Source organism: Pseudomonas sp. R3-56, assembly GCF_051132075.1.
In the GTDB taxonomy this organism is placed as follows: domain Bacteria; phylum Pseudomonadota; class Gammaproteobacteria; order Pseudomonadales; family Pseudomonadaceae; genus Aquipseudomonas.
The window spans coordinates 433,031-453,311 of sequence record NZ_CP071657.1 but is presented as its reverse complement, the minus strand read 5'-3'; the positions used below and the strand labels follow the sequence as shown (position 1 = coordinate 453,311).

General features: G+C 61.3%; 19 protein-coding genes and 2 pseudogenes. 10 read left to right on the top strand and 11 right to left on the bottom strand.

Annotated features, from left to right (window positions below):
• Nucleotides 1-137: 137 nt before the first annotated feature.
• From J3P96_RS02185 to J3P96_RS02170, 4 genes and pseudogenes are all read left to right on the top strand, one after another.
• Nucleotides 138-806 (top strand): polysaccharide lyase family 7 protein, encoded by a 669-nt coding sequence (locus J3P96_RS02185; protein ID WP_305498250.1) that lies wholly within the window; start codon nucleotides 138-140, stop codon nucleotides 804-806.
• A 465-nt stretch (nucleotides 807-1,271) separates the two neighbouring features.
• Nucleotides 1,272-1,549 (top strand): annotated as a pseudogene (locus tag J3P96_RS02180) (fructose-bisphosphate aldolase).
• Nucleotides 1,550-2,078: 529 nt separating this feature from the next.
• Nucleotides 2,079-2,357: a ribbon-helix-helix domain-containing protein gene (locus tag J3P96_RS02175; RefSeq protein WP_434602091.1), complete on the top strand. Its 279-nt coding sequence runs from the start codon at nucleotides 2,079-2,081 to the stop codon at nucleotides 2,355-2,357.
• Nucleotides 2,357-2,670: pseudogene (locus J3P96_RS02170) on the top strand (type II toxin-antitoxin system RelE/ParE family toxin). The gene J3P96_RS02175 and the pseudogene J3P96_RS02170 overlap by 1 nt, the downstream one beginning before the upstream one ends.
• Before the next feature lie 479 nt (nucleotides 2,671-3,149).
• Here J3P96_RS02170 and fba read toward each other — a convergent pair.
• The 6 genes from fba to tkt all read right to left on the bottom strand — a co-directional run bounded on the left by fba (nucleotide 3,150) and on the right by tkt (nucleotide 9,530).
• Nucleotides 3,150-4,214: a class II fructose-bisphosphate aldolase gene (fba, locus tag J3P96_RS02165; protein ID WP_003177554.1), complete on the bottom strand. Its 1,065-nt coding sequence runs from the start codon at nucleotides 4,212-4,214 to the stop codon at nucleotides 3,150-3,152.
• Nucleotides 4,215-4,490: 276 nt separating this feature from the next.
• Complete coding sequence (locus tag J3P96_RS02160; RefSeq protein ID WP_434571249.1) at nucleotides 4,491-4,826, bottom strand: MliC family protein; 336 nt, start codon at nucleotides 4,824-4,826, stop codon at nucleotides 4,491-4,493.
• A gap of 56 nt (nucleotides 4,827-4,882) precedes the next feature.
• Nucleotides 4,883-5,107 carry a hypothetical protein gene (locus J3P96_RS02155; protein ID WP_434571247.1) on the bottom strand — a complete coding sequence of 75 codons (225 nt, stop codon included), beginning with the start codon at nucleotides 5,105-5,107 and terminating at the stop codon, nucleotides 4,883-4,885.
• 31 nt (nucleotides 5,108-5,138) lie between these two features.
• Nucleotides 5,139-6,302 (bottom strand): phosphoglycerate kinase, encoded by a 1,164-nt coding sequence (locus J3P96_RS02150; protein WP_434655046.1) that lies wholly within the window; start codon nucleotides 6,300-6,302, stop codon nucleotides 5,139-5,141.
• A gap of 24 nt (nucleotides 6,303-6,326) precedes the next feature.
• The gene (epd, locus tag J3P96_RS02145) at nucleotides 6,327-7,382 is read right to left on the bottom strand and encodes an erythrose-4-phosphate dehydrogenase (RefSeq protein ID WP_434655043.1); all 1,056 of its coding nucleotides are present in this window, start codon (nucleotides 7,380-7,382) and stop codon (nucleotides 6,327-6,329) included.
• Nucleotides 7,383-7,532: 150 nt separating this feature from the next.
• On the bottom strand, nucleotides 7,533-9,530 hold the full coding sequence (gene tkt, locus J3P96_RS02140; protein WP_434571242.1) for a transketolase: 1,998 nt from the start codon (nucleotides 9,528-9,530) through the stop codon (nucleotides 7,533-7,535).
• Between the two features lie 254 nt (nucleotides 9,531-9,784).
• Between tkt and J3P96_RS02135 the strand changes: the two genes are divergently transcribed.
• Nucleotides 9,785-10,780: an ArsR/SmtB family transcription factor gene (locus J3P96_RS02135; protein ID WP_434655041.1), complete on the top strand. Its 996-nt coding sequence runs from the start codon at nucleotides 9,785-9,787 to the stop codon at nucleotides 10,778-10,780.
• A 19-nt stretch (nucleotides 10,781-10,799) separates the two neighbouring features.
• A complete protein-coding gene (gene metK, locus J3P96_RS02130; RefSeq protein WP_030137860.1) occupies nucleotides 10,800-11,990 on the top strand; it encodes a methionine adenosyltransferase in 1,191 nt (396 codons plus the stop codon).
• 130 nt (nucleotides 11,991-12,120) lie between these two features.
• Here the strand turns inward: metK and J3P96_RS02125 are convergent, their stop codons facing one another.
• Complete coding sequence (locus J3P96_RS02125) at nucleotides 12,121-12,741, bottom strand: LysE family translocator (protein WP_434560370.1); 621 nt, start codon at nucleotides 12,739-12,741, stop codon at nucleotides 12,121-12,123.
• 206 nt (nucleotides 12,742-12,947) lie between these two features.
• Here J3P96_RS02125 and ligB point away from each other — a divergent pair, with 206 nt between their 5' ends.
• Together ligB and J3P96_RS02115 are read left to right on the top strand one after the other, a co-directional pair.
• Entirely contained in the window at nucleotides 12,948-14,618 is a 1,671-nt protein-coding gene (ligB, locus tag J3P96_RS02120; RefSeq protein ID WP_434655037.1) for an NAD-dependent DNA ligase LigB, read from the top strand.
• Nucleotides 14,619-14,707: 89 nt separating this feature from the next.
• A complete protein-coding gene (locus J3P96_RS02115; protein WP_434655035.1) occupies nucleotides 14,708-15,103 on the top strand; it encodes a DUF1090 domain-containing protein in 396 nt (131 codons plus the stop codon).
• Between the two features lie 15 nt (nucleotides 15,104-15,118).
• Here the strand turns inward: J3P96_RS02115 and J3P96_RS02110 are convergent, their stop codons facing one another.
• Complete coding sequence (locus J3P96_RS02110; protein WP_434655032.1) at nucleotides 15,119-15,568, bottom strand: c-type cytochrome; 450 nt, start codon at nucleotides 15,566-15,568, stop codon at nucleotides 15,119-15,121.
• Between the two features lie 122 nt (nucleotides 15,569-15,690).
• On the opposite strand from J3P96_RS02110, the gene mltA reads away from it, so the two are divergent.
• Nucleotides 15,691-16,878 carry a murein transglycosylase A gene (gene mltA / locus J3P96_RS02105; protein WP_434655029.1) on the top strand — a complete coding sequence of 396 codons (1,188 nt, stop codon included), beginning with the start codon at nucleotides 15,691-15,693 and terminating at the stop codon, nucleotides 16,876-16,878.
• Nucleotides 16,879-17,009: 131 nt separating this feature from the next.
• Here the strand turns inward: mltA and J3P96_RS02100 are convergent, their stop codons facing one another.
• The gene (locus tag J3P96_RS02100) at nucleotides 17,010-17,393 is read right to left on the bottom strand and encodes an MAPEG family protein (RefSeq protein ID WP_249877090.1); all 384 of its coding nucleotides are present in this window, start codon (nucleotides 17,391-17,393) and stop codon (nucleotides 17,010-17,012) included.
• 285 nt (nucleotides 17,394-17,678) lie between these two features.
• On the opposite strand from J3P96_RS02100, the gene J3P96_RS02095 reads away from it, so the two are divergent.
• Nucleotides 17,679-18,848: an MFS transporter gene (locus J3P96_RS02095; RefSeq protein WP_434655026.1), complete on the top strand. Its 1,170-nt coding sequence runs from the start codon at nucleotides 17,679-17,681 to the stop codon at nucleotides 18,846-18,848.
• On the opposite strand, the gene J3P96_RS02090 is transcribed toward J3P96_RS02095, so the two are convergent.
• Nucleotides 18,799-19,683 carry a formate/nitrite transporter family protein gene (locus J3P96_RS02090; RefSeq protein WP_434560358.1) on the bottom strand — a complete coding sequence of 295 codons (885 nt, stop codon included), beginning with the start codon at nucleotides 19,681-19,683 and terminating at the stop codon, nucleotides 18,799-18,801. The genes J3P96_RS02095 and J3P96_RS02090 overlap by 50 nt on opposite strands.
• Nucleotides 19,684-19,859: 176 nt before the next feature.
• Nucleotides 19,860-20,261 (bottom strand): acyl-CoA thioesterase, encoded by a 402-nt coding sequence (locus J3P96_RS02085; protein ID WP_030137870.1) that lies wholly within the window; start codon nucleotides 20,259-20,261, stop codon nucleotides 19,860-19,862.
• Nucleotides 20,262-20,281 lie beyond the last annotated feature (20 nt).

The window sequence follows — 20,281 nt, the reverse complement described above, 5'->3', positions numbered from 1 at the left end:
GGACTGCTGACGCCAAGCCTCCGCCGTACGAACGTGCGAGATGTTTGTCCGCATTCCTGCCGGCGTCCGCAGAAAGCGCGTCTTAGAGCCTCCGGCTGTGGCGTAAATCATTTCTTCTTCTCAGAAAGGATCCGAACATGGTCGATCTAGCAACCTGGAACCTGAGCATCCCCGAAGGCAGCCCGCCGAAAACCATCGAAACCCCTCGACTGGTGGATGGATTCAGGGACAAGTACTTCAACTCCGAAGGCAGCACGGTGTATTTCTGGTCGCCGGTGACCGGCACCAAGACCGAAAACGCGATCTACCCACGCAGCGAACTACGTGAGACCTACCGAGACGGCACCCTGCGCAACTGGCTTTACCCAGAGGCCGATAATCAATTGCGCGCAACGCTGGTGGTCAATCAGGTTCCCAGCAGCGGCAAAATCGTGATTGGTCAGATCCATGCCAAGGACAGCAACAAACCGATGGTGAAGCTGGAATACCAATTCAAGGACGCCACCAACACCGGCAACATCGTCGCCAAGGTGCGCATGCGCCCCGATGACAGCAAAAGCCGGGTCATCACGGTAGCTACCGGCGTGAAGCTTGACCGGGCCTTTTCTTATCGGATCCACCTGGATCGCACCGGCGACCTGGGCATCACCGCCGCCGGTAATAGCTGGTACACCACGGTCGGCGCTGCCTGGCGGGTCAAGCCGTTGTACTTCAAGGCCGGGGTGTATGTGCAGGACAACAGTGGCTATACCAGCGAAGGTGGCAAGGTAACGTTCAGCAAGTTGGACATCGATCACAACACCTGAAATTTCACGTCCTAAAAACTCATAGGAAACATCCCCTTGTGGTGAGGGGATTTGTTCCCGCTGGGCTGTGAAGTAGCCCCCTCTTTTGTCAGACGCACCGTATGCAGCGGTTTTGCGGCGGCTGCGCCCCCAAGCGGGAGCAAGCTCCCTCACCACGGGGGCCGGTGCGTCCTACAGGTCGATTTTGGCCTGGAAAATCTACTCTATAGTTTGGTTGGTCTGCTGGCTTTGGTCAGCAGGCGAGGGTTTCGCAGCCCACTGATCAATACAGAGACTTTGCACCGTCAAATGTAAATTCAGGCACACTCGCCTGCGTTCGTTTTATGGCGGTTGCGCGTGGGAGACCTTCGGGTCTGCCGGGTTTGGTCTCTTCCTTGGTCTGCGAACCCGCGCGCAACTGCCACCCATTTGTTTCGCAGCAAAAAGGTGGCAATTAATTTTCCCAACTTAATAGAGCCAAACCTTATGACCACGCATCAAACACCTACCCGCTTTACCCCGCTCACCCCGATCGCCACCACTCAACCCATCCTGTTCATCGACAGCACCGCGCCACTGACCGAGCTTCACGCCTGCGCCAGCGAACGTCTGCACGCCACTCTTGATTACCTGACGCTTATGGCCTGCACCACTTTGCGCGATTCGGCTGCCGGGGATCTCAACACTCTCACTAATGTTGCCCGGATTCTGGTGTGGCCGATGTGTTTGGTGTCATTGAACAGCGCGGCCTCGAAGAGCACTAAGCCTGCCTGCAGGAGATCCCCTGTGGGAGCGAGCTTGCTCGCGATGGCGTTGGTCAGGAGTAAAAATTTTGGCTGACTCAGCGCTGTCAGGATCGGTGTGTATATCCGTTTTTTTTGTAACGGCTGGTTATGGTTCCGCTTTTACAGCGGGTCACTTTTGGAAAGAGCGCCAAAAGTAACCAAAAACGCTCTGCCCCACCACTCGGTGCCTCGCTAAGGCTCGGCATGCCCTCACTCCGGCATTGCTCCGTGGGCCCGCCGCGAAGGGCCGTCCCTGGCCCAGCGCGGCTAACCCGGCATCCATGCCGGGTTGCCCACTGCGCAATACCTGCGTTCGGCCAGCGTGGTTAACGGGGCGCCCGAGATCAACGTCCACCGCGAGGCGGCCTGGTAGCCGACCTGGTTCTTGATGGGGTCCGCGTTCCTCCTGTGGGAGCGAGCCTGCCAAGCTACAGATGATGACAGGAGGTCATGTGCATATTCTTCTGAGCAGAGTAGGATTAAATCCTATCTCCTCAAGGGGTCCGTCATGCGTAGCACTCAACAATTCAGCATCACCCTGCCCAACCAAATGGCCGACCTGGTGAAAGCCAAGGTGGCCGCTGGCGAGTACGCGACTGAAAGTGAAGTCATTCGCGATGGCCTGCGCGCGCTACTGGCTCGTGATCGTGCTTTGGAAAACTGGCTTATAGGCCAGGTAGCTCCTGCTTACGATGCCTTGAAAGTAGATCCGTCGCGTGCACTAAGCGCTGATGATGTGCGCTCCCGATTGGCGGCAGAGCACCAGAACCTCACTGCTGAATCCTGATGGTCTATACCGTCAAGTTTGCACCGGAAGCCCTTGAGCAATTAGCTGCGCTCTATCGCTACATTGCCGCAGCGGCTTCGCCGAAAATTGCCCATAGGTGTACCGACGCTATTGCAACCTACTGTGAAGACCTACGGACATTCCCGCACCGAGGGACCAGAGGGACGATATACGGCCGGGGTTGCGTATAACAAACTACCGCAAACGGACTGTGATCGCCTTTGTCGTTGAACCCGAACAGGTTTTCATCCTGGGCGTGTTTTACGGCGGACAGGACTTCAAGGTCGCTTTGCAGACCGAGCAGGAAGATTGACGCAAGCAGCTCACCAGGAAGCCTGCTTATCCAATATCCTCATCGACTGACACCCCGCCTTCGCGAGCAGGCTCGCTCCCACAGGGGCAACGCGAACCTCATCCAGAACCAGGTCGGCTACCAGGCCGCCTCGCGGTAGACGTTGATCTCGGGCGCCCCGTTAACCACGCTGGCCGAACGCAGGCATTGTGGAGTGGGCAACCCGGCATGGATGCCGGGTTAGCCGCGCTGGGCCAGGGACGGCCCTTCGCGGCGGGCCCACGGAGCAATGCCGGAGTGAGGGCATGCCGAGCCTAGGCGAGGCACCGAGTGGTGGGGCAAAAGCGCTTTGGTTACTTTCGCGCTTTTCGAAAGTGACCCGCTGTAAGAGCGGAACCATGAGCAGCCATCACCAAAAAAACGGATATATACACAAAACCACGACATCCCAAGCATAAAAAAACCCGCATCACTGCGGGTTTTTCAACAACGCTAAACCATCAATTAACCTTAGCGTTCAACTCACCCTTCAAATACCGCTGATACATGGCTTCCAGCGAGATCGGCTTGATCTTCGACGCATTACCCGCCGTACCAAACGCCTCATAACGCGCGATACACACATCACGCATCGCCGTCACCGTCGCACCGAAGAACTTACGCGGATCAAACTCGCTAGGATTGGTCGCCATCAGACGACGCATGGCACCGGTGGAAGCCAGGCGCAGGTCAGTGTCGATGTTGACCTTGCGCACGCCGTACTTGATGCCTTCGACGATTTCCTCGACCGGCACGCCGTAGGTTTCCTTGATGTCGCCACCGTACTGGTTGATGATCGCCAGCCACTCCTGCGGTACCGAAGAGGAGCCGTGCATCACCAGGTGAGTGTTGGGGATACGCTTGTGGATTTCCTTGATGCGGTCGATGGCCAGCACGTCGCCGGTAGGCGGCTTGGTGAACTTGTAGGCGCCGTGGCTGGTGCCAATGGCGATCGCCAGGGCGTCGACCTGGGTTTTCTTGACGAAGTCGGCGGCTTCTTCCGGGTCGGTCAGCATCTGGCTGTGATCCAGCACGCCTTCGGCGCCGATGCCATCTTCTTCACCGGCCATGCCGGTTTCCAGCGAGCCCAGGCAACCCAGCTCACCTTCCACCGAGACGCCGCAGGCGTGGGCCATGGCGACGGTTTGCTGGGTGACACGGACATTGTATTCGTAGTCGGTCGGGGTCTTGCCATCTTCGCCCAGGGAGCCGTCCATCATTACCGAGCTGAAGCCCAGTTGGATGGAGCGCTGGCAGACGTCAGGGCTGGTGCCGTGGTCCTGGTGCATGCACACCGGGATGTGCGGGAATTCTTCGATTGCCGCCAGGATCAGGTGACGCAGGAACGGCGCGCCGGCGTATTTGCGAGCGCCGGCCGAAGCTTGGACGATCACCGGGGAGTCAGTCTTGTCAGCGGCTTCCATGATGGCGCGCATCTGCTCAAGGTTGTTGACGTTAAAGGCTGGGACGCCGTAGCCGAACTCGGCTGCGTGGTCCAGCATCTGACGCATGCTGATAAGTGCCATTAGTGTGTCTCTCCCGGTCGAGGGTCGTTAATCGTGCCAGCCTGCCGGAGCGGCGGCGGCTATTCAAGTCATTGCGGGTCGGGGCTGGCCCGAGCCTGCGTGTTCCGTATCGCCAAACCCAAACATTGGCGCGATCCCTGTGGGAGCGAGCTTGCTCGCGATGAGGGTGGCACATTCAACATCTCTGTTGCCTGATAGACCGCTATCGCGAGCAAGCTCGCTCCCACATGGGATCTGCTTTCCCTATTCAGATCTGTGTGAATCAGCTGAATCCTGTCAATCGGCCTTGCAGCCCCGCCCAATCAGATCATTGGTGGCGACCCAATACGCCAGGCCTTCCTCACCCTTGATGTGCAACGCCAGCATGTCATCGCTGTACAGCGAACCTTCGGCGCCGGGCTCAAGCTTGAGGCGATAAACCTTGTCAGCGCCGCCCAGCCGGACATCGACTTCCTTGCGCGCTGCATCGGCATAACGCCAGAGCACCTTGGCCTCGCTGTCACATGTCCAACTCGTCCAGCCCTCTGCAGCAGGCTCGGACGACTGCAAAAAACCCAGTTGCGAGCAACCGGCCAACAATGCCAACGCCACGACGGCGATAAAGCCTTTCATCCGTGTTCCTCGACGGGCGGCCCGTGCCGCTCGCCATGAGTTAAGAGTCTGACCCGTCAAGGGCAACCATGTTCCTTGACCGGCGCCTGCGTCTCGTATTTATCCAGGCCGTCCGGCCCGGAACGCTTGTTCAGTACCGGGTTGGTCTCGGCCTGCCAGTCAGCCTGATAACAACCTTGCTCAGGCACTGGCGCCGCCGTATCCGGCGCGGTGGCTTGCGGGCTGCTCGAGCAAGCCACCAACAGCGTCGCGGCCATCAGCGACATGAACGTCTTGACCATCGGAACACTCCTTTGCCTGGTCAACGTCGCCTCAGGCCTTGGCCCGGCTTTCCAGGACTTCCACGGCAGGAAGCACTTTGCCCTCGACGAATTCGAGGAACGCGCCACCACCGGTAGAAATGTAGGAGATCTGCTCGGCTACGCCATATTTATCGATGGCAGCCAGGGTGTCGCCACCGCCCGCGATGGAAAACGCAGCGCTTTCGGCGATCGCCTGGGCCAGCACCTTGGTGCCGTTGCCAAACTGGTCGAACTCGAACACACCGACCGGACCGTTCCACAGGATGGTCTGGGAGGATTTCAGCAGTTCGGCGAAGTTCGCCGCGGTTTGCGGGCCGATATCGAGGATCATATCGTCCTCGGCCACATCGTCGATCAGCTTGACGGTGGCGGTGGCACTTTCGGCGAATTCCTTGGCAACCACCACGTCCACGGGCAACGGTACGCTGACCTTGGCGGCGATTTCACGGGCGGTGTCCAGCAGATCCGGCTCGTACAGGGACTTGCCTACCGGGTGACCGGCGGCGGCGAGGAAGGTGTTGGCGATGCCGCCACCGACGATCAACTGGTTGCAGACCTGGCTCAGGCTGTTGAGCACGTCCAGTTTGGTCGAAACCTTGGAGCCGGCAACGATGGCGGCCATCGGCTGGGCTGGCGAGCCCAGGGCCTTGCCCAGCGCGTCCAGCTCGGCCGCCAGCAATGGACCCGCGGCGGCGACTTTGGCGAACTTGGCCACGCCGTGGGTCGAGCCCTCGGCGCGGTGCGCGGTACCGAAGGCGTCCATCACGAACACGTCGCACAGGGCGGCATATTGCTGGGCCAGCTCATCGGCGTTCTTTTTCTCGCCCTTGTTGAAGCGCACGTTTTCGAACAGCACGACATTGCCAGCCTTGACGTCGACGCCGCCCAGGTAATCGGCGATCAACGGCACGTCGCGGCCCAGGGCCTTGCTCAGGTAATCCGCCACCGGCTTGAGGCTGTTCTCGGCCGAGAATTCACCTTCGGTCGGACGGCCCAGGTGCGAGCAGACCATCACCGCCGCGCCTTTTTCCAGGGCCAGCTTGATGGTCGGCAGCGAGGCCAGGATGCGCGCGTCGCTGGTGACAACACCGTCCTTGACGGGGACGTTGAGGTCTTCGCGAATCAGTACGCGCTTACCTTGCAGATCGAGGTCGGACATCTTCAACACGGTCATGGGTCGCAATTCCTGGGTAACTGTTTAGAGAGCAGGTTTATTGGAAGCGGTTTTCAGGTAATGCTCGGCAACGTCCAGCATACGATTGGCAAAACCCCATTCGTTGTCGAACCAGGCCAGGATGTTTACAAGCCTGGGCCCGGAAACGCGGGTCTGGCTGGCATCGACGATGGCCGAATGTGGGTCGTGGTTGAAATCACAACTGGCGTGAGGCAACTCGGTGTAGGCCAGGAGGCCTTTGAGCGGGCCGCTGGTGGCGGCTTCGCGCAGGATCCGGTTGACCTCGATGGCGTCGGTATCGCTCACAGTCTGCATCGTGATGTCGAGGCAAGACACGTTGACCGTCGGCACCCGCACGGCTTTGGCCTGAATTCGCCCGGCAAGTTCCGGCAACAGCCGTTCAATGCCGCGCGCCAGACCAGTGGACACCGGAATCACCGATTGGAAGGCCGAACGGGTACGGCGCAAATCCTCGTGGTGATAGGCGTCGATCACCGGCTGATCATTCATCGCCGAGTGGATGGTGGTGATCGACACGTATTCCAGGCCGATAGCCTGGTCCAGCAGGCGCAACAGCGGCACGCCGCAGTTGGTGGTGCAGGACGCGTTGGACACCAGCAGCTCTTCGCCGGTCAGGCAGTCCTGGTTCACACCGTAGACGATGGTGGCGTCAACGTCGGCCTCGCTGGCCATCGGCTGGGAGAACAGCACCCGTGGCGCGCCGGCAGCGATGAACCGCTGGCCATCGTCACGGGTGTTATAGGCGCCGGAGCACTCAAGCACCAGATCGACGTTCAGGGACGCCCAATCGATGCCTTCGGGCGTGGCGCTGCGCAGGACCTTCACGCAGTCGCCATTAATGTGCAGACAATCGCCCTCGACCCGCACTTCGCCGGGAAACCGGCCGTGGGTGGAGTCAAAGCGTGTCAGGTATTCGATGCTGGCCATGTCGGCCAGATCGTTGATGGCCACAATCTCGAACCCGGCCTCCGCCCCTCGCTCGAACAACGCACGCAAGACGCAACGACCAATGCGGCCGTAGCCGTTGAGTGCAACTTTGTAGGGACGCGGTTGGGGCATGGGGTTCTCGATTACCGTGGTGAATCCTTCAGCTCAGTATTGCCCGAGCCACCGCTTTCGCGAGCAAGCCCGCTCCCACATTGAAATGCAATCTCATGTGGGAGCGGGCTTGCTCGCGAAGGCGGCAGTCCAGACGACACAATTAGCGGATCAGTCTTCCAGCAGCTCTTCAGCCTGCCCCAGAATGTTCTCCAGGGTGAAGCCGAACTCTTCGAACAGCGCCGACGCAGGCGCCGACTCACCGTAGGTGGTCATGCCGATCACGCGGCCTTCCAGGCCGACGTACTTGTACCAGTAATCGGCGTGAGCGGCTTCGATGGCAATGCGCGCGCTGACCTGCAACGGCAACACCGCTTGCTTGTAGCCGGCATCCTGGGCGTCGAACACGCTGGTGCAAGGCATGGAGACCACGCGCACGTTGCGGCCCTGCCCGGTCAGCTTGTCGAAGGCCTGGACGGCCAGGCCGACTTCCGAACCGGTGGCGATCAGGATCAGCTCAGGCTCGCCGATGCAGTCCTTGAGCACATAGCCGCCACGGCTGATGTCGCCGATCTGGCCGGCATCGCGCTCCTGGTGCTGCAGGTTCTGGCGCGAGAAGATCAACGCCGATGGGCCATCGTTGCGCTCGATGGCGTGTTTCCAGGCCACAGCGGACTCCACGGCGTCGCATGGGCGCCAGGTGTCCAGGTTCGGCGTGCAGCGCAGGCTCGCCAGTTGCTCGATCGGCTGGTGAGTCGGGCCGTCTTCGCCCAGGCCGATGGAGTCGTGGGTGAACACGTACAGGATGCGTTTTTTCATCAGCGCCGACATACGCACAGCGTTGCGGGCGTATTCCATGAACATCAGGAAGGTCGCGCCGTAAGGCACCAGGCCGCCGTGCAGGGCAACGCCGTTCATGATCGCGCTCATGCCGAACTCACGAACACCGTAGTACATGTAGTTGCCGCTGGCGTCTTCGGCGGTTACACCCTTGCAGCCTTTCCACAGGGTCAGGTTGGAGCCGGCCAGGTCGGCCGAACCGCCCAGCAGTTCCGGCAGCAATGGGCCGAAGGCGTTCAGGGTGTTCTGGCTGGCCTTGCGGCTGGCGATGGTTTCGCCCTTGGCCGCGACTTCGGCGATGTAGGCAGAAGCTTTCTCGGCGAAATCGGCCGGCAACTCGCCGCTGAGGCGACGTACCAGTTCGTTGGCCAGCTCAGGGAATTCGGCGGAGTAGGCTGCAAAACGCTGGTCCCACTCGGCTTCGGCCGCGCGGCCTTTTTCCTTGGCGTCCCACTCGGCATAAATGTCGGCCGGGATTTCGAACGGGCCGTGTTCCCACTTCAGCGCGGCGCGGGTCAGGGCGATTTCCTCGGCACCCAGTGGCGCGCCGTGGCAGTCTTCCTTGCCCTGCTTGTTCGGCGAACCGAAACCGATGGTGGTCTTGCAGCAGATCAGTGTCGGCTGGGCGCTCTTGCGCGCAGTCTCGATGGCGATCTTGATTTCTTCCGGGTCGTGACCGTCGACGTTGCGGATCACCAGCCAGTTGTAGGCTTCGAAGCGCTTGGGGGTGTCGTCGGTGAACCAGCCTTCGACCTCGCCGTCGATGGAAATGCCGTTGTCATCGTAAAAGGCGATCAGCTTGTCCAGGCCCAGGGTACCGGCCAGGGAAGCGACTTCGTGGGAAATGCCTTCCATCATGCAGCCATCACCCAGGAACACGTAGGTGTGGTGATCGACGATGTCGTGGCCAGGACGGTTGAACTGCGCCGCCAGGACTTTTTCCGCCAAAGCGAAGCCCACGGCGTTGGCCAGGCCCTGGCCCAACGGACCGGTGGTGGTTTCAACGCCTGGGGTGTAGCCGTATTCCGGGTGGCCCGGGGTGCGGCTGTGCAGCTGGCGGAAGTTCTTCAGGTCATCGATCGACAGGTCATAGCCGGTCAGGTGCAGCAGCGAGTAGATCAACATCGAGCCGTGGCCGTTGGACAGCACGAAGCGGTCGCGGTCGGCAAACGATGGGTTGCTCGGGTTGTGCTTGAGGTAGTCGCGCCAAAGCACCTCGGCGATATCCGCCATACCCATGGGGGCACCGGGATGGCCGCTGTTGGCTTTCTGCACGGCATCCATGCTGAGGGCACGAATGGCATTGGCACGCTCACGACGGCTGGGCATCGCTGATCTCCTGGTTTTTGAATAACGAAACTGAAAAAGGCGAGCATTTTCCCTCACCCACCCGCCTCGGGGCAATCAGATACTCGTCCAAAGGCGATATTTGCGCCGGATAAAGCCGCATCGGTCAGGTGAAACCTTTCCGCTGTTGCTGGGTAGAGTCAAGCTGCTGCTGGGAAGTGCCATTTATCGAGCAATATCAAAACTTTTTGATATTGACCTTGCGATGCGCCAGACCCGTCACTAGACTGCCGCCCATGAATTTACGCGTGCCTTCCATTCGCCATGACGATTGCGATGAGCTGGCGGCCCTTTGCAAGGCCGGCGGCGATCCGCTGCGGCTCAATGTATTGCGCGCCCTGGCCAACGACTCGTTCGGCGTTCTGGAACTGGCGCAGATCTTCGGCATCGGCCAGTCCGGCATGAGCCACCATTTGAAGGTGCTGGCCCAGGCCGACCTGGTGGCGACGCGCCGTGAAGGCAACGCGATTTTCTACCGCCGCGCCCTGCCCCACACCGAACTGCTGGGCGGCAAGCTGCACGCAGCGCTGCTTGAAGAGGTGGACGAACTGGACTTGCCGCTGGACGTGCAAGCCCGCATCGCCCAGGTACACGGGCAACGAGCCGCCGCCAGCCAGGATTTTTTCGCCCGGGTGGCGGAGAAATTTCGCGCCCAGCAGGACCTGATCGCAGGACTGCCGCAATACCGTGACAGCGTCGTGGCGCTGCTGGACAAGCTCAGCTTCGAGCCCACCGCCACAGCGATGGAAGTCGGCCCCGGCGACGGTGCATTCCTGCCGGAACTGGCGCGGCGCTTCAGCCAGGTGACCGCGCTGGACAACAGCCCGGCGATGCTCGAACTGGCCCGCCAGGTGTGCGAACGTGAGTCCCTGGCTAATGTCCGCCTGCAACTGGCCGATGCCCTCAACGGTGTGAGCCTGCAGGTCGACTGTGTTGTATTGAACATGGTGCTTCACCATTTTGCCGCGCCGGCCGATGCACTCAAGCACATGGCCAACCTGCTGCAACCGGGCGGTAGTCTGTTGGTGACAGAGTTATGCAGCCACAACCAGAGTTGGGCCAAGGAGGCCTGCGGTGATCTCTGGCTGGGGTTTGAACAGGACGATCTGGCCCGTTGGGCCACCGCTGCGGGCCTCGTGCCCGGGGAAAGCCTCTATGTAGGCTTACGTAATGGTTTCCAGATCCAGGTTCGCCATTTTCAGCGACCGGCTGGCGACACTCACCATCGGTAACTTGTAGGAAAACATCGAGATGAGCGAATACTCCCTTTTCACCTCCGAGTCCGTGTCTGAAGGGCATCCGGACAAAATCGCCGACCAGATTTCTGATGCGGTGCTGGACGCCATCATTGCTGAAGACAAGTTCGCCCGCGTGGCGTGCGAGACTCTGGTGAAAACGGGCGTGGCGATCATCGCCGGCGAAGTCACCACCTCGGCCTGGGTCGACCTGGAGCAGATCGTTCGCGACGTGATCCTGGGCATCGGCTACAACAGCTCCGACGTCGGCTTCGACGGCGCGACCTGCGGCGTGATGAACATCATCGGCAAGCAGTCGCCGGACATCAACCAGGGCGTTGACCGCGCCAAGCCGGAAGACCAGGGCGCCGGCGACCAGGGCCTGATGTTCGGCTACGCCAGCAACGAAACCGACGTGCTGATGCCGGCACCGATCACCTTTTCGCACCAGCTGGTCCAGCGCCAGGCTGAAGCGCGCAAATCCGGCCTGCTGCCTTGGCTGCGCCCGGACGCCAAGTCCCAAGTGACCTGCCGTTACGAAGGTGGCAAGGTGGTTGGCATCGACGCGGTCGTGCTGTCGACCCAGCACAACCCCGAAGTGTCCTACAAAGACTTGCGCGAAGGCGTGATGGAGCTGATCGTCAAGCACGTGCTGCCTGCCGAACTGCTGTCCAAGGACACCCAGTTCCACATCAACCCGACCGGCCAGTTCATCATCGGTGGCCCGGTGGGTGACTGTGGCCTGACCGGTCGCAAGATCATCGTCGACAGCTACGGCGGCATGGCCCGTCATGGCGGCGGCGCGTTCTCTGGCAAGGACCCGTCCAAGGTTGACCGCTCGGCCGCCTACGCCGGTCGTTATGTGGCCAAGAACATCGTTGCCGCCGGCCTGGCCGAGCGCTGCGAGATCCAGGTGTCCTACGCCATCGGCGTCGCCCAGCCTACGTCGATTTCGCTGAACACCTTCGGCACCGGCAAGATTGGCGATGACAAGATCATCCAATTGGTCCGTGAAGTGTTCGACCTGCGTCCGTACGCGATCACCACCATGCTTGATCTGCTGCACCCGATGTACCAGGACACCGCAGCCTACGGCCACTTCGGCCGCACGCCGCAGACCAAGACGGTGGGTGACGACACCTTCACCACCTTCACCTGGGAAAAAACCGACCGCGCCGACGCCCTGCGCGCCGCTGCCGGCCTGTAATACCCCGCGGCTGTGAAAAGCCCCTGCCGACTCGGTCGCCAGGGGCTTTTTTACGCCTTCGTGGCGAGGGAGCTTGCTCCCGCTGGGGTGCGAAGCGCCCCCCTTCAAACCTCAGGGTGTATCAAGCTTTTCAAGTCCGCCGCGCCACCAACAAAAACGAAGCCGCGCTCGCCAGTAACCCCGCGCACATCCGGTTGAACAACCGCTTGCCACTCGGCCGGGCGAACAGCCGCCGGGCATAAATACCCATGTAGCAATACAAGCCAATGGCAACGCATTCCAATGCCAGGAACAGCCCGCCCAGCACCGCGAACTGCTGGGTGACGGTGCCCGCGCGGTCAACGAACTGCGGCAGGAAAGCGGTAAAAAGCAGGATTGCCTTCGGATTGCCGATCGCCACGAGGAATTCCTGGCGCGCCAGGCTGGCCATGCTCATCGAACTGGCCTCTGCCTCGCCGGCGGCTTCAGGTTGCGCACGCCACAACTGCACAGCGAGATAAAAAAGATAACCGGCACCGACGAGCTTGATGCCGAGGAACAACAGCTCCGAGGTGTGCAACACCGCCGTCAGCCCCACCGCCGCCAGGGCGATCATGATCGCAAACGCCAGCAGGCGGCCGATGCCACCGCTGCAGGCGCGAACGAAACCATAACGCGAGGCGTTGCTGATCGACAGCAGGTTGTTCGGGCCCGGCGCCATGTTCAGCGCAAAGCAGGCCGGGATAAAGACCGCGAGCGTGGTCAGGTCCATCGGTTGCACTCCTGGCAGAGCGGATCGAGTGTCCATTCTGCACCGCTCACCGACGTGTTCAAGGCACAGTTGCCCGAGCAAATCACCGCCGACTGTACCGCCACAGCTGCGCCATCGCGCTTGGCAAAACCCGGTAACGCACTGGACCTCGCGCCTTTTGCAACACTGACTAGCCTTCCAGTACTTCACCTGGCAAGGATGCTTCGATGCTGTCGTTATTGCGCGCACTTGTAGGCTTTTTACTGGCCATGCCCGTCATCGCGGCCCCCTGCCCGAGCGGGCCACCCGAACGCGCCCAGGCACAGGTCGACGTCCTCCAGCAACAGATTGACGCATGGGATGACGCCTATCACCGCCTCGGCCACTCCCTGGTGGCCGATGAGCTTTACGATCAGTCCCGGGCGCAACTGGAACATTGGCGCAACTGCCTTGGCCTCGAGTCGCCGGGCACGCCCTTGCGCTCCGCTGGCGGGAAAGTTGCCCACCCGATCGCTCATACCGGCCTGGATAAACTCAAGGACGCCGATGCCGTGCGCAGCTGGTTGGACGGTCGCGACGACGTCTGGGCCCAGCCGAAAGTCGATGGCGTAGCGGTTACCCTGGTTTATCGCAGTGGGCGCCTACACCAGGCGATCAGCCGCGGCGATGGCCTCCAGGGACATGACTGGACCAACACTGCACGAAAGATCCGCGACATCCCTCAACGGTTGCGCGAACCTGCGGACCTGCTCGTCCAGGGGGAGCTCTACTGGCGGCTCGACGATCACGTACAGGCCGTCAGCGGCAGCCTTAACGCTCGATCAATCGTGGCGGGACTGATGGCCCGCAAGGACCTGAGCGCGGAACAAGCGTCTGGCATCGGTCTGTTCGTGTGGGAGTGGCCGGAAGGGCCGGCGACCCTGCCTGAACGGATTGCCGCGCTGAACGAACTGGGTTTCGCCAATGCGACCGCTTATAGCCAGCCCATCCAGGCATTGGCCGATGCGCAACACTGGCGCAACCACTGGTACCGCACGCCGCTGCCGTTCGCCAGCGACGGGGTCGTCTTGCGCCAGAGTCGACGCCCGCCCGCCGACCGCTGGCAAGCCCGGGCGCCCTCGTGGAGCGTGGCCTGGAAATACCCACACGCCCAGGCGCTGGCCGAGGTGCGGGATGTGCGTTTCAAGATCGGCCGCACCGGGCGTATTACGCCGGTGCTGGAGCTTGCGCCGGTGATGCTCGACGACCGCCAGATTCGCCGGGTAAGCGTCAGCTCACTCAAGCGCTGGGAAGGCATGGATATCCGTCCCGGCGACCAGGTCGCCATCAGCCTGGCCGGGTTGACCATTCCGCGGCTCGACAGTGTCGTGCTGCGCAGTGTCGAGCGCCGGAGCCTCGACATCCCCGCCGCTGCCGATCATCACTTCTTGAGCTGCTGGCAACCGACGCCTGGCTGTGAAAGCCAGTTCCTCGCGCGCCTGAACTGGCTCAGCGGCAAGCACGGGCTCGCCCTGCCCCATGTTGGCCCCGGCACCTGGGAGCAACTGCTGGCCGCCGGCCAGCTCGACGGATTGCTGGATTGGTTGACCCTTGATGCCGCCGAGCTTGCTAACATTGCCGGTTTCGGCGAACGCAACAGCGCCCGTCTGCTCGCCAGCCTGGACAGCGCCCGGCAGCGCCCCTTCCGTCAATGGCTCAAGGCGCTTGGCGTACCGCCCACCGGAGGGGCAAGGCTCGAGGAGCGCTGGGAGGTCCTGGCTGAACGCGACACTGAACAATGGCAAGCCGAAACGGGTATCGGGCCGGGACGCGCCGCGCAACTGAGCGCTTTTTTTCGCGCCCCGCAGGTACTGGCCTTGAGTGAAACATTACGCACCGCAGGGGTCGATGGCTTCTAGTCCGGCCCGTGCGGTTGAACCCAAGAGACGGGAGGCGCTCCAACTGCGCATCTGTCCCGACCGCTCGTGAGTTTTTATACGGAGTTGCTATGAATTTCCTGTACCCCGTTGCCCTGCTGGCCTTATGCGGTGCCATGGCCGCCCCCTTGATGGCGGATGAACAGAGCCCGGAACTGACCGGTTGTGCAGCCAAGCGCCAAGGCATCATCAACCAGATCGAACTGGCCAAGTCCCGAGGCAATCAGGACCAGCAGGCCGGACTGGAAACAGCCCTGGCCGAAGTCACCACCCACTGCACCGATGCTTCCCTGCGCAAGGAGCGTGAAAACAAGGTGCTGGAGGCCAAGCATGAAGTCAGTCGCCGTCAGGCCGATTTGGAAAAGGCCATGAAAAAAGGCGATGCGGAAAAAATCAACAAGCGCAAGGACAAGCTGGCGGCGTCCCGCAAGGAGCTGCAGGAAGCGGTAGACGAGTTGGATAAATAAGCACCGGACTGGATTTCAATAGTCCCGGAATTCCTTATGACAGGCACTGCACGCATCCTCGACCTTCTGCACCGCCGGACCCAGGTTACTGGCCCGGTAGGGCTGGACCCGACTGGCGATCACCAATTCGGCGGTGGCCGCTTCGAGACTGCGGGCCAGTTCCTGGAAACGCGCCTGCTTCTGCCAGACTTCGTCCCGGGCGCTGGTGTGATCCTGCTCACGCACCTGCGGAAAATGTTTCCACGGTTCGTGGGAAAGTTGATCCAGTCGCACCGCGCCTTCGGCGAAACGCGTGCCATCGAACGGAACACGACCACGCAACATGCCACCCAACTCTTCGTTGGTCTTGAGCATATGCTTGAAAATCGTCTTGCGCTGGCCCAGTGGTGAGTTGGGATCGACACCACCACAGGCGGACAGCATCAGGCAGGCCAGCACTGCCATGGAAAACCGTCTTACAAACATTTTGGCCTCTGGACAGAAAACGACCGCTAGTATCCCCGGGTCGTCGGAAAACACCAATGGCCCTATCAACAATACGGGTGCCAGGCGCATGACAGCGCCTGGACGACCGCAAAGGAAATATCATGAACAGCCGCTTCAAGTCCTGGCGCACGGGCCTGGCGTTGACCTTACCGCTGATTGCACTGCTAGCCGGCTGCAACCGCGGCGAAAAGGTCGAGGAGCCTCAGACTCATGCCCTCGCCACCTACGTCAGCGCGCCCTGGGAGGCACTGCCGTCGGTAGCCGATGAAGACCTGCTGGCCGGCTTCGGCGCCTGGCGCAGCGCCTGCACCCGCCTCAAGGCCGATGCGGCCTGGGGGCCGAGCTGCGCGGCGGCGGCCAATGTGCCGCAAACCGCCGCGGCGGTACGCAATTTCCTGAAACAGAACCTCGACGTCTATGGCCTGCGCTCGGGCGACAACAGCCCCAACGGCCTGATTACCGGCTACTACGAGCCGGTCTATCCTGGCAGCCTCACGCAGACCGCCACGGCGAATATCCCGGTCTACGGTGTGCCTGAAGACATGATCGTCGTGGCGCTGGATAGCCTCTACCCGGAGCTCAAGGGCAAACGCCTGCGCGGGCGTCTCGAAGGCCGCGTGCTGAAACCCTACGACGACGCCAGCACCATCGAGACCAACGGCGTGAAGGCGCCGGTCATCGCCTGGCTCACCGACCCGATGAACCTGCAATTCCTGCAGATCCAGGGTTCGGGACGCATCCGGCTCGATGACGGCCGCCAGTTGCGCATCGGTTATGCCGACCAGAATGGCCACCCCTACCGGCCCATCGGCCGCTGGCTGGTGGAACAGGGCGAGCTGAAAAAAGAAGACGTGACCATGGGCACCATCAGTGCCTGGGCCAAGGCCCATCCGGAGCGGATCCCCGAGTTGCTGGGCAGCAACCCCAGCTATGTGTTTTTCAACCGCAACCCCGACAGCAACGAAGGCCCGCGAGGCTCGTTGAATGTACCGCTTACCGCCGGCTACAGCGTGGCGGTGGATCGCAAGGTGATTCCGTTGGGCAGCCTGCTGTGGCTGTCGACGAATCGCCCCGATGGCAGCGCCCTGAACCGTCCCGTCGCCGCCCAGGACACAGGGGGCGCGATCTCTGGCGAAGTCCGAGCGGATCTGTTCTGGGGCACCGGGGACGCGGCCGGGCAACTGGCCGGGGACATGAAACAGCAAGGTCAGATCTGGATGTTGTGGCCCAAGGGCATGGCGCTGCCGCAAGTGCCACAGGTAGCGAATGCGGTCAGCGCCAACCCCTAGCCCCATCGCGAGCAAGCTCGCTCCCACATTGGATCGGTGTCTACATCAGATTTGTATTCACCGGGATCAACTGTGGGAGCGAGCTTGCTCGCGATGAGGCCAGCAAAAACAACCATCATCAAAAACCATTCTCAGACCGAAACAAAGAAGAAACTCAGTACCAACCCTACCCCCACGAACCACACCAGCGAACGCAGGATCGCCCAGTCCGCCAGGTAGCAAATGATGTAGAGCAAGCGGCTGGTGATGAACAGCACCGCCAGCACATTGATGGTGACCAGCTCGGCATTGCCGGCCAGATGCGCGACGATCACGGCGGCGGCAAAAAACGGGGCGATTTCAAAGCTGTTCAATTGCGCGGCGTAGGCACGGCGGGGAGCGCCTTCGAGCGAGTCGAGAAAATCCCGGGGGTCGTGGTTATCTTGCAATCTGTATCTGCCGCCGGCCTTGGCGATGCCGATACACAGGTAAGGCAGGATAAAAGCAATCAAAACGCACCACAGGGCTACCGTCATACCGCATTTCCTTATTGAGTTTTATCGAGAATCGAGCGTCAAGCACCGCTAGAGCTTCATCACAGCATGCCAGCCCGCAGGCTAAGAGTCGCGGCCGGCCGAAAGGTTCTTTCAGCTAGCGCATGCCGAAAAGCACCACCACCGTTATACTGCACCCGACCACGCCGCACTCAGTTGCGCATAGATCAATTCCAATAATTCTGCTGCTGCCCGTTCATTCGAACCAAGGCATCGGCATGCGTATGCCTGATCAGAGCGTCAAGACTACAGACAGAGACCTTGCGCATGCCACTCGCCTTGCTTGCTTTGGCCGTCGCCGCTTTCGGCATCGGCACGACTGAATTCGTCATCATGGGGCTGTTGCCCGATGTCGCCCGTGACCTGGCCGTAAGCATTCCCCACGCCGGGCTGCTGATTACCGGCTATGCGCTGGGGGTGGTATTCGGCGCACCGATCCTGGCGATCGGCACCGCGAACATGCCGCGCAAGGCCACGCTGCTGGGCATGACGCTGATGTTCATTCTCGGCAACGTGCTCTGCGCCCTCGCGCCGAACTACGTCACGCTGATGGCTGCCCGAGTCATCACCGCCCTCTGTCACGGGGCATTTTTTGGCATCGGGTCGGTGGTGGCCGCCGGGCTGGTAGCACCGAACAAACGGGCCCAGGCGATTGCAATGATGTTCACCGGCCTGACCCTGGCGAATGTGCTGGGCGTGCCGCTGGGCACGGCCTTGGGTCAATACGCCGGCTGGCGATCGACGTTCTGGGCGGTAGCGGTCATCGGCGTGATTGCAGCCATCGCCCAATGGGTGTGGCTGCCCAAGGAAATTCCCATGGACAAGGCCAACCTCGCCAGTGAGTTCAAGGTGCTGGGCAAGGCCAATGTGCTGCTGGCGCTGGGCATGAGTGTGCTGGCTTCGACCAGCCTGTTCAGCGTGTTCACTTACATCGCACCGATCCTGCAGGACATCACTGGCGTGAGTCCCCACGGCATCACCGTCATGCTGTTGTTATTCGGCGTGGGCCTGACGGCGGGGAGTTTCTTGGGCGGACGCCTGGCTGACCGGCGCTTGCTGCCATCCCTTGTGGGCATGGCGCTGGCCGTGGTGCTGGTGCTCGCCGCGTTCAGCCAGACCAGCCAATCGGTGATTCCGGCGGCGATCACCCTGGTGTTGTGGGGCGTCTTTGCGTTCGCCCTGTGCCCGATCCTGCAATTGCTGATCATCGACCAGGCCCACGAAGCCCCCAACCTGGGCTCGACCCTGAACCAGAGCGCCTTCAACCTGGGCAACGCGGCCGGCGCCTGGATCGGCGGCCTGGTGGTCGCCAGCGGCGCCGACCTCGCCGATTTGCCGTGGACCGGCACCCTGGTCGGCGGACTCACCGTACTGACCGCGCTTTACTTCATTTATCGGCAACGTCACGTCGGCGCGGCGGCAGGCCCTGCCGACTGAGGGGCGTATTGGTTTCGCTACGCACCTGGGCGTGGCTGATCAGCGCAAAGATGAAGCTGCCGCCGATGATGTTTCCCGCCAGGGTCGGCGCGGCGAACACCATCCAGAAGTCCTCCCACGACAGCTGCCCGGCAAACACCAGGTAAGACACCTCGGCCGATCCCACGACGATGTGGGTGAAATCCCCAAGCGCCATGAGGTAGGTGATGAGGACAATGATCCACATCTTGGCGTTCTCCATGGAGGGGATCATCCACACCATGGTTGCGATCATCCAGCCGGAAATGATGCCTTTGGCGAACATCTGGCCGGTGTCGTTCTCCATCACCTTGCGGCCAATCTCCAGAAAGGCCAGGTCGGTGCGCCGGTCAAAGATCGGCAGGTGCAGCATCACATAGGCCACCAGCAAGGTGCCGCACAGGTTGCCCACCAGCACCACGCCCCATAACCGGAACAACCGGCCGAAATTGCCCAACGTGGGTTTGCTCATGATCGGCAGCACCGCCGTCAGGGTGTTTTCGGTGAACAATTGCTGTCGCGCGAGGATCACGGCCAGGAAGCCGGCGCAGTAGCCAAAACTGGCGATGACCTTGAAGCCTTCATGGTCCGGCAACCGGGAGTTGAGCAGCCCCATCGCCATCAGCGACAAGCCCATCGTCAAACCGGCCGCCAGGGCCGACCACCACAGGGCGGCGACACTGCGCTCCAGCTCCTGATCACCCTGGGTGCGAATGATTTCATGCAATACCGCCGCCCGTGGCGGCTGGTTGCGGTCGACCTCGTGCTGCTCCTCTGCCGAGAGGTCAGGGGTCTTGCCGTCTTTATGAGTGTCCATACAGCTCCTGAACCGGTGGCGTGATGTACCTACGACACGCGGCGCTCGGAGCTGTTCAGTAGTGGCTCGAATACAAATGTGGGAGCGAGCTTGCTCGCGAAGGCGGCGGGTCAGCTTGCATCGGAGTTGGACGTATAACCGTCATCGCGAGCAAGCTCGCTCCCACAGGGTTCGGCTTATTCGACGGTATCGTCCTTGAACTGATCCTTGACGTACTTGATCTCGGTCCGGCCATGGGGCGCGGGCAAGCCGTCTTCACCGAGGTTGACGAAAACCATCTTTTCCACCGTCAGGATGCTCTTGCGAGTGATCTTGTTGCGCACCTCGCAGGTCAGGGTGATGGACGTGCGGCCGAACTCGGTGGCGGTGATGCCCAGTTCGATGATGTCGCCCTGGCGCGAGGCGCTGACAAAGTTGATTTCGGAGATGTATTTGGTGACCACACGCTGGTTACCGAGCTGGACGATGGCATAGATCGCCGCCTCTTCGTCGATCCAGCGCAGCAGGCTGCCACCGAACAGCGTGCCGTTGGGGTTGAGGTCTTCGGGCTTGACCCATTTGCGGGTGTGGAAATTCATGTTCACTCCTGAGCGTCTGG

What these genes read in the sequence shown, in the direction of transcription:
- J3P96_RS02185 (WP_305498250.1), top strand. Translation starts at nt 138, where the DNA reads ATGGTCGATCTAGCAACCTGGAACCTGAGCATCCCCGAAGGCAGCCCG.
- J3P96_RS02175 (WP_434602091.1), top strand. Translation starts at nt 2,079, where the DNA reads ATGCGTAGCACTCAACAATTCAGCATCACCCTGCCCAACCAAATGGCC.
- fba (WP_003177554.1), bottom strand. Translation starts at nt 4,214, where the DNA reads ATGGCACTTATCAGCATGCGTCAGATGCTGGACCACGCAGCCGAGTTC.
- J3P96_RS02160 (WP_434571249.1), bottom strand. Translation starts at nt 4,826, where the DNA reads ATGAAAGGCTTTATCGCCGTCGTGGCGTTGGCATTGTTGGCCGGTTGC.
- J3P96_RS02155 (WP_434571247.1), bottom strand. Translation starts at nt 5,107, where the DNA reads ATGGTCAAGACGTTCATGTCGCTGATGGCCGCGACGCTGTTGGTGGCT.
- J3P96_RS02150 (WP_434655046.1), bottom strand. Translation starts at nt 6,302, where the DNA reads ATGACCGTGTTGAAGATGTCCGACCTCGATCTGCAAGGTAAGCGCGTA.
- epd (WP_434655043.1), bottom strand. Translation starts at nt 7,382, where the DNA reads ATGCCCCAACCGCGTCCCTACAAAGTTGCACTCAACGGCTACGGCCGC.
- tkt (WP_434571242.1), bottom strand. Translation starts at nt 9,530, where the DNA reads ATGCCCAGCCGTCGTGAGCGTGCCAATGCCATTCGTGCCCTCAGCATG.
- J3P96_RS02135 (WP_434655041.1), top strand. Translation starts at nt 9,785, where the DNA reads ATGAATTTACGCGTGCCTTCCATTCGCCATGACGATTGCGATGAGCTG.
- metK (WP_030137860.1), top strand. Translation starts at nt 10,800, where the DNA reads ATGAGCGAATACTCCCTTTTCACCTCCGAGTCCGTGTCTGAAGGGCAT.
- J3P96_RS02125 (WP_434560370.1), bottom strand. Translation starts at nt 12,741, where the DNA reads ATGGACCTGACCACGCTCGCGGTCTTTATCCCGGCCTGCTTTGCGCTG.
- ligB (WP_434655037.1), top strand. Translation starts at nt 12,948, where the DNA reads ATGCTGTCGTTATTGCGCGCACTTGTAGGCTTTTTACTGGCCATGCCC.
- J3P96_RS02115 (WP_434655035.1), top strand. Translation starts at nt 14,708, where the DNA reads ATGAATTTCCTGTACCCCGTTGCCCTGCTGGCCTTATGCGGTGCCATG.
- J3P96_RS02110 (WP_434655032.1), bottom strand. Translation starts at nt 15,568, where the DNA reads ATGTTTGTAAGACGGTTTTCCATGGCAGTGCTGGCCTGCCTGATGCTG.
- mltA (WP_434655029.1), top strand. Translation starts at nt 15,691, where the DNA reads ATGAACAGCCGCTTCAAGTCCTGGCGCACGGGCCTGGCGTTGACCTTA.
- J3P96_RS02100 (WP_249877090.1), bottom strand. Translation starts at nt 17,393, where the DNA reads ATGACGGTAGCCCTGTGGTGCGTTTTGATTGCTTTTATCCTGCCTTAC.
- J3P96_RS02095 (WP_434655026.1), top strand. Translation starts at nt 17,679, where the DNA reads ATGCCACTCGCCTTGCTTGCTTTGGCCGTCGCCGCTTTCGGCATCGGC.
- J3P96_RS02090 (WP_434560358.1), bottom strand. Translation starts at nt 19,683, where the DNA reads ATGGACACTCATAAAGACGGCAAGACCCCTGACCTCTCGGCAGAGGAG.
- J3P96_RS02085 (WP_030137870.1), bottom strand. Translation starts at nt 20,261, where the DNA reads ATGAATTTCCACACCCGCAAATGGGTCAAGCCCGAAGACCTCAACCCC.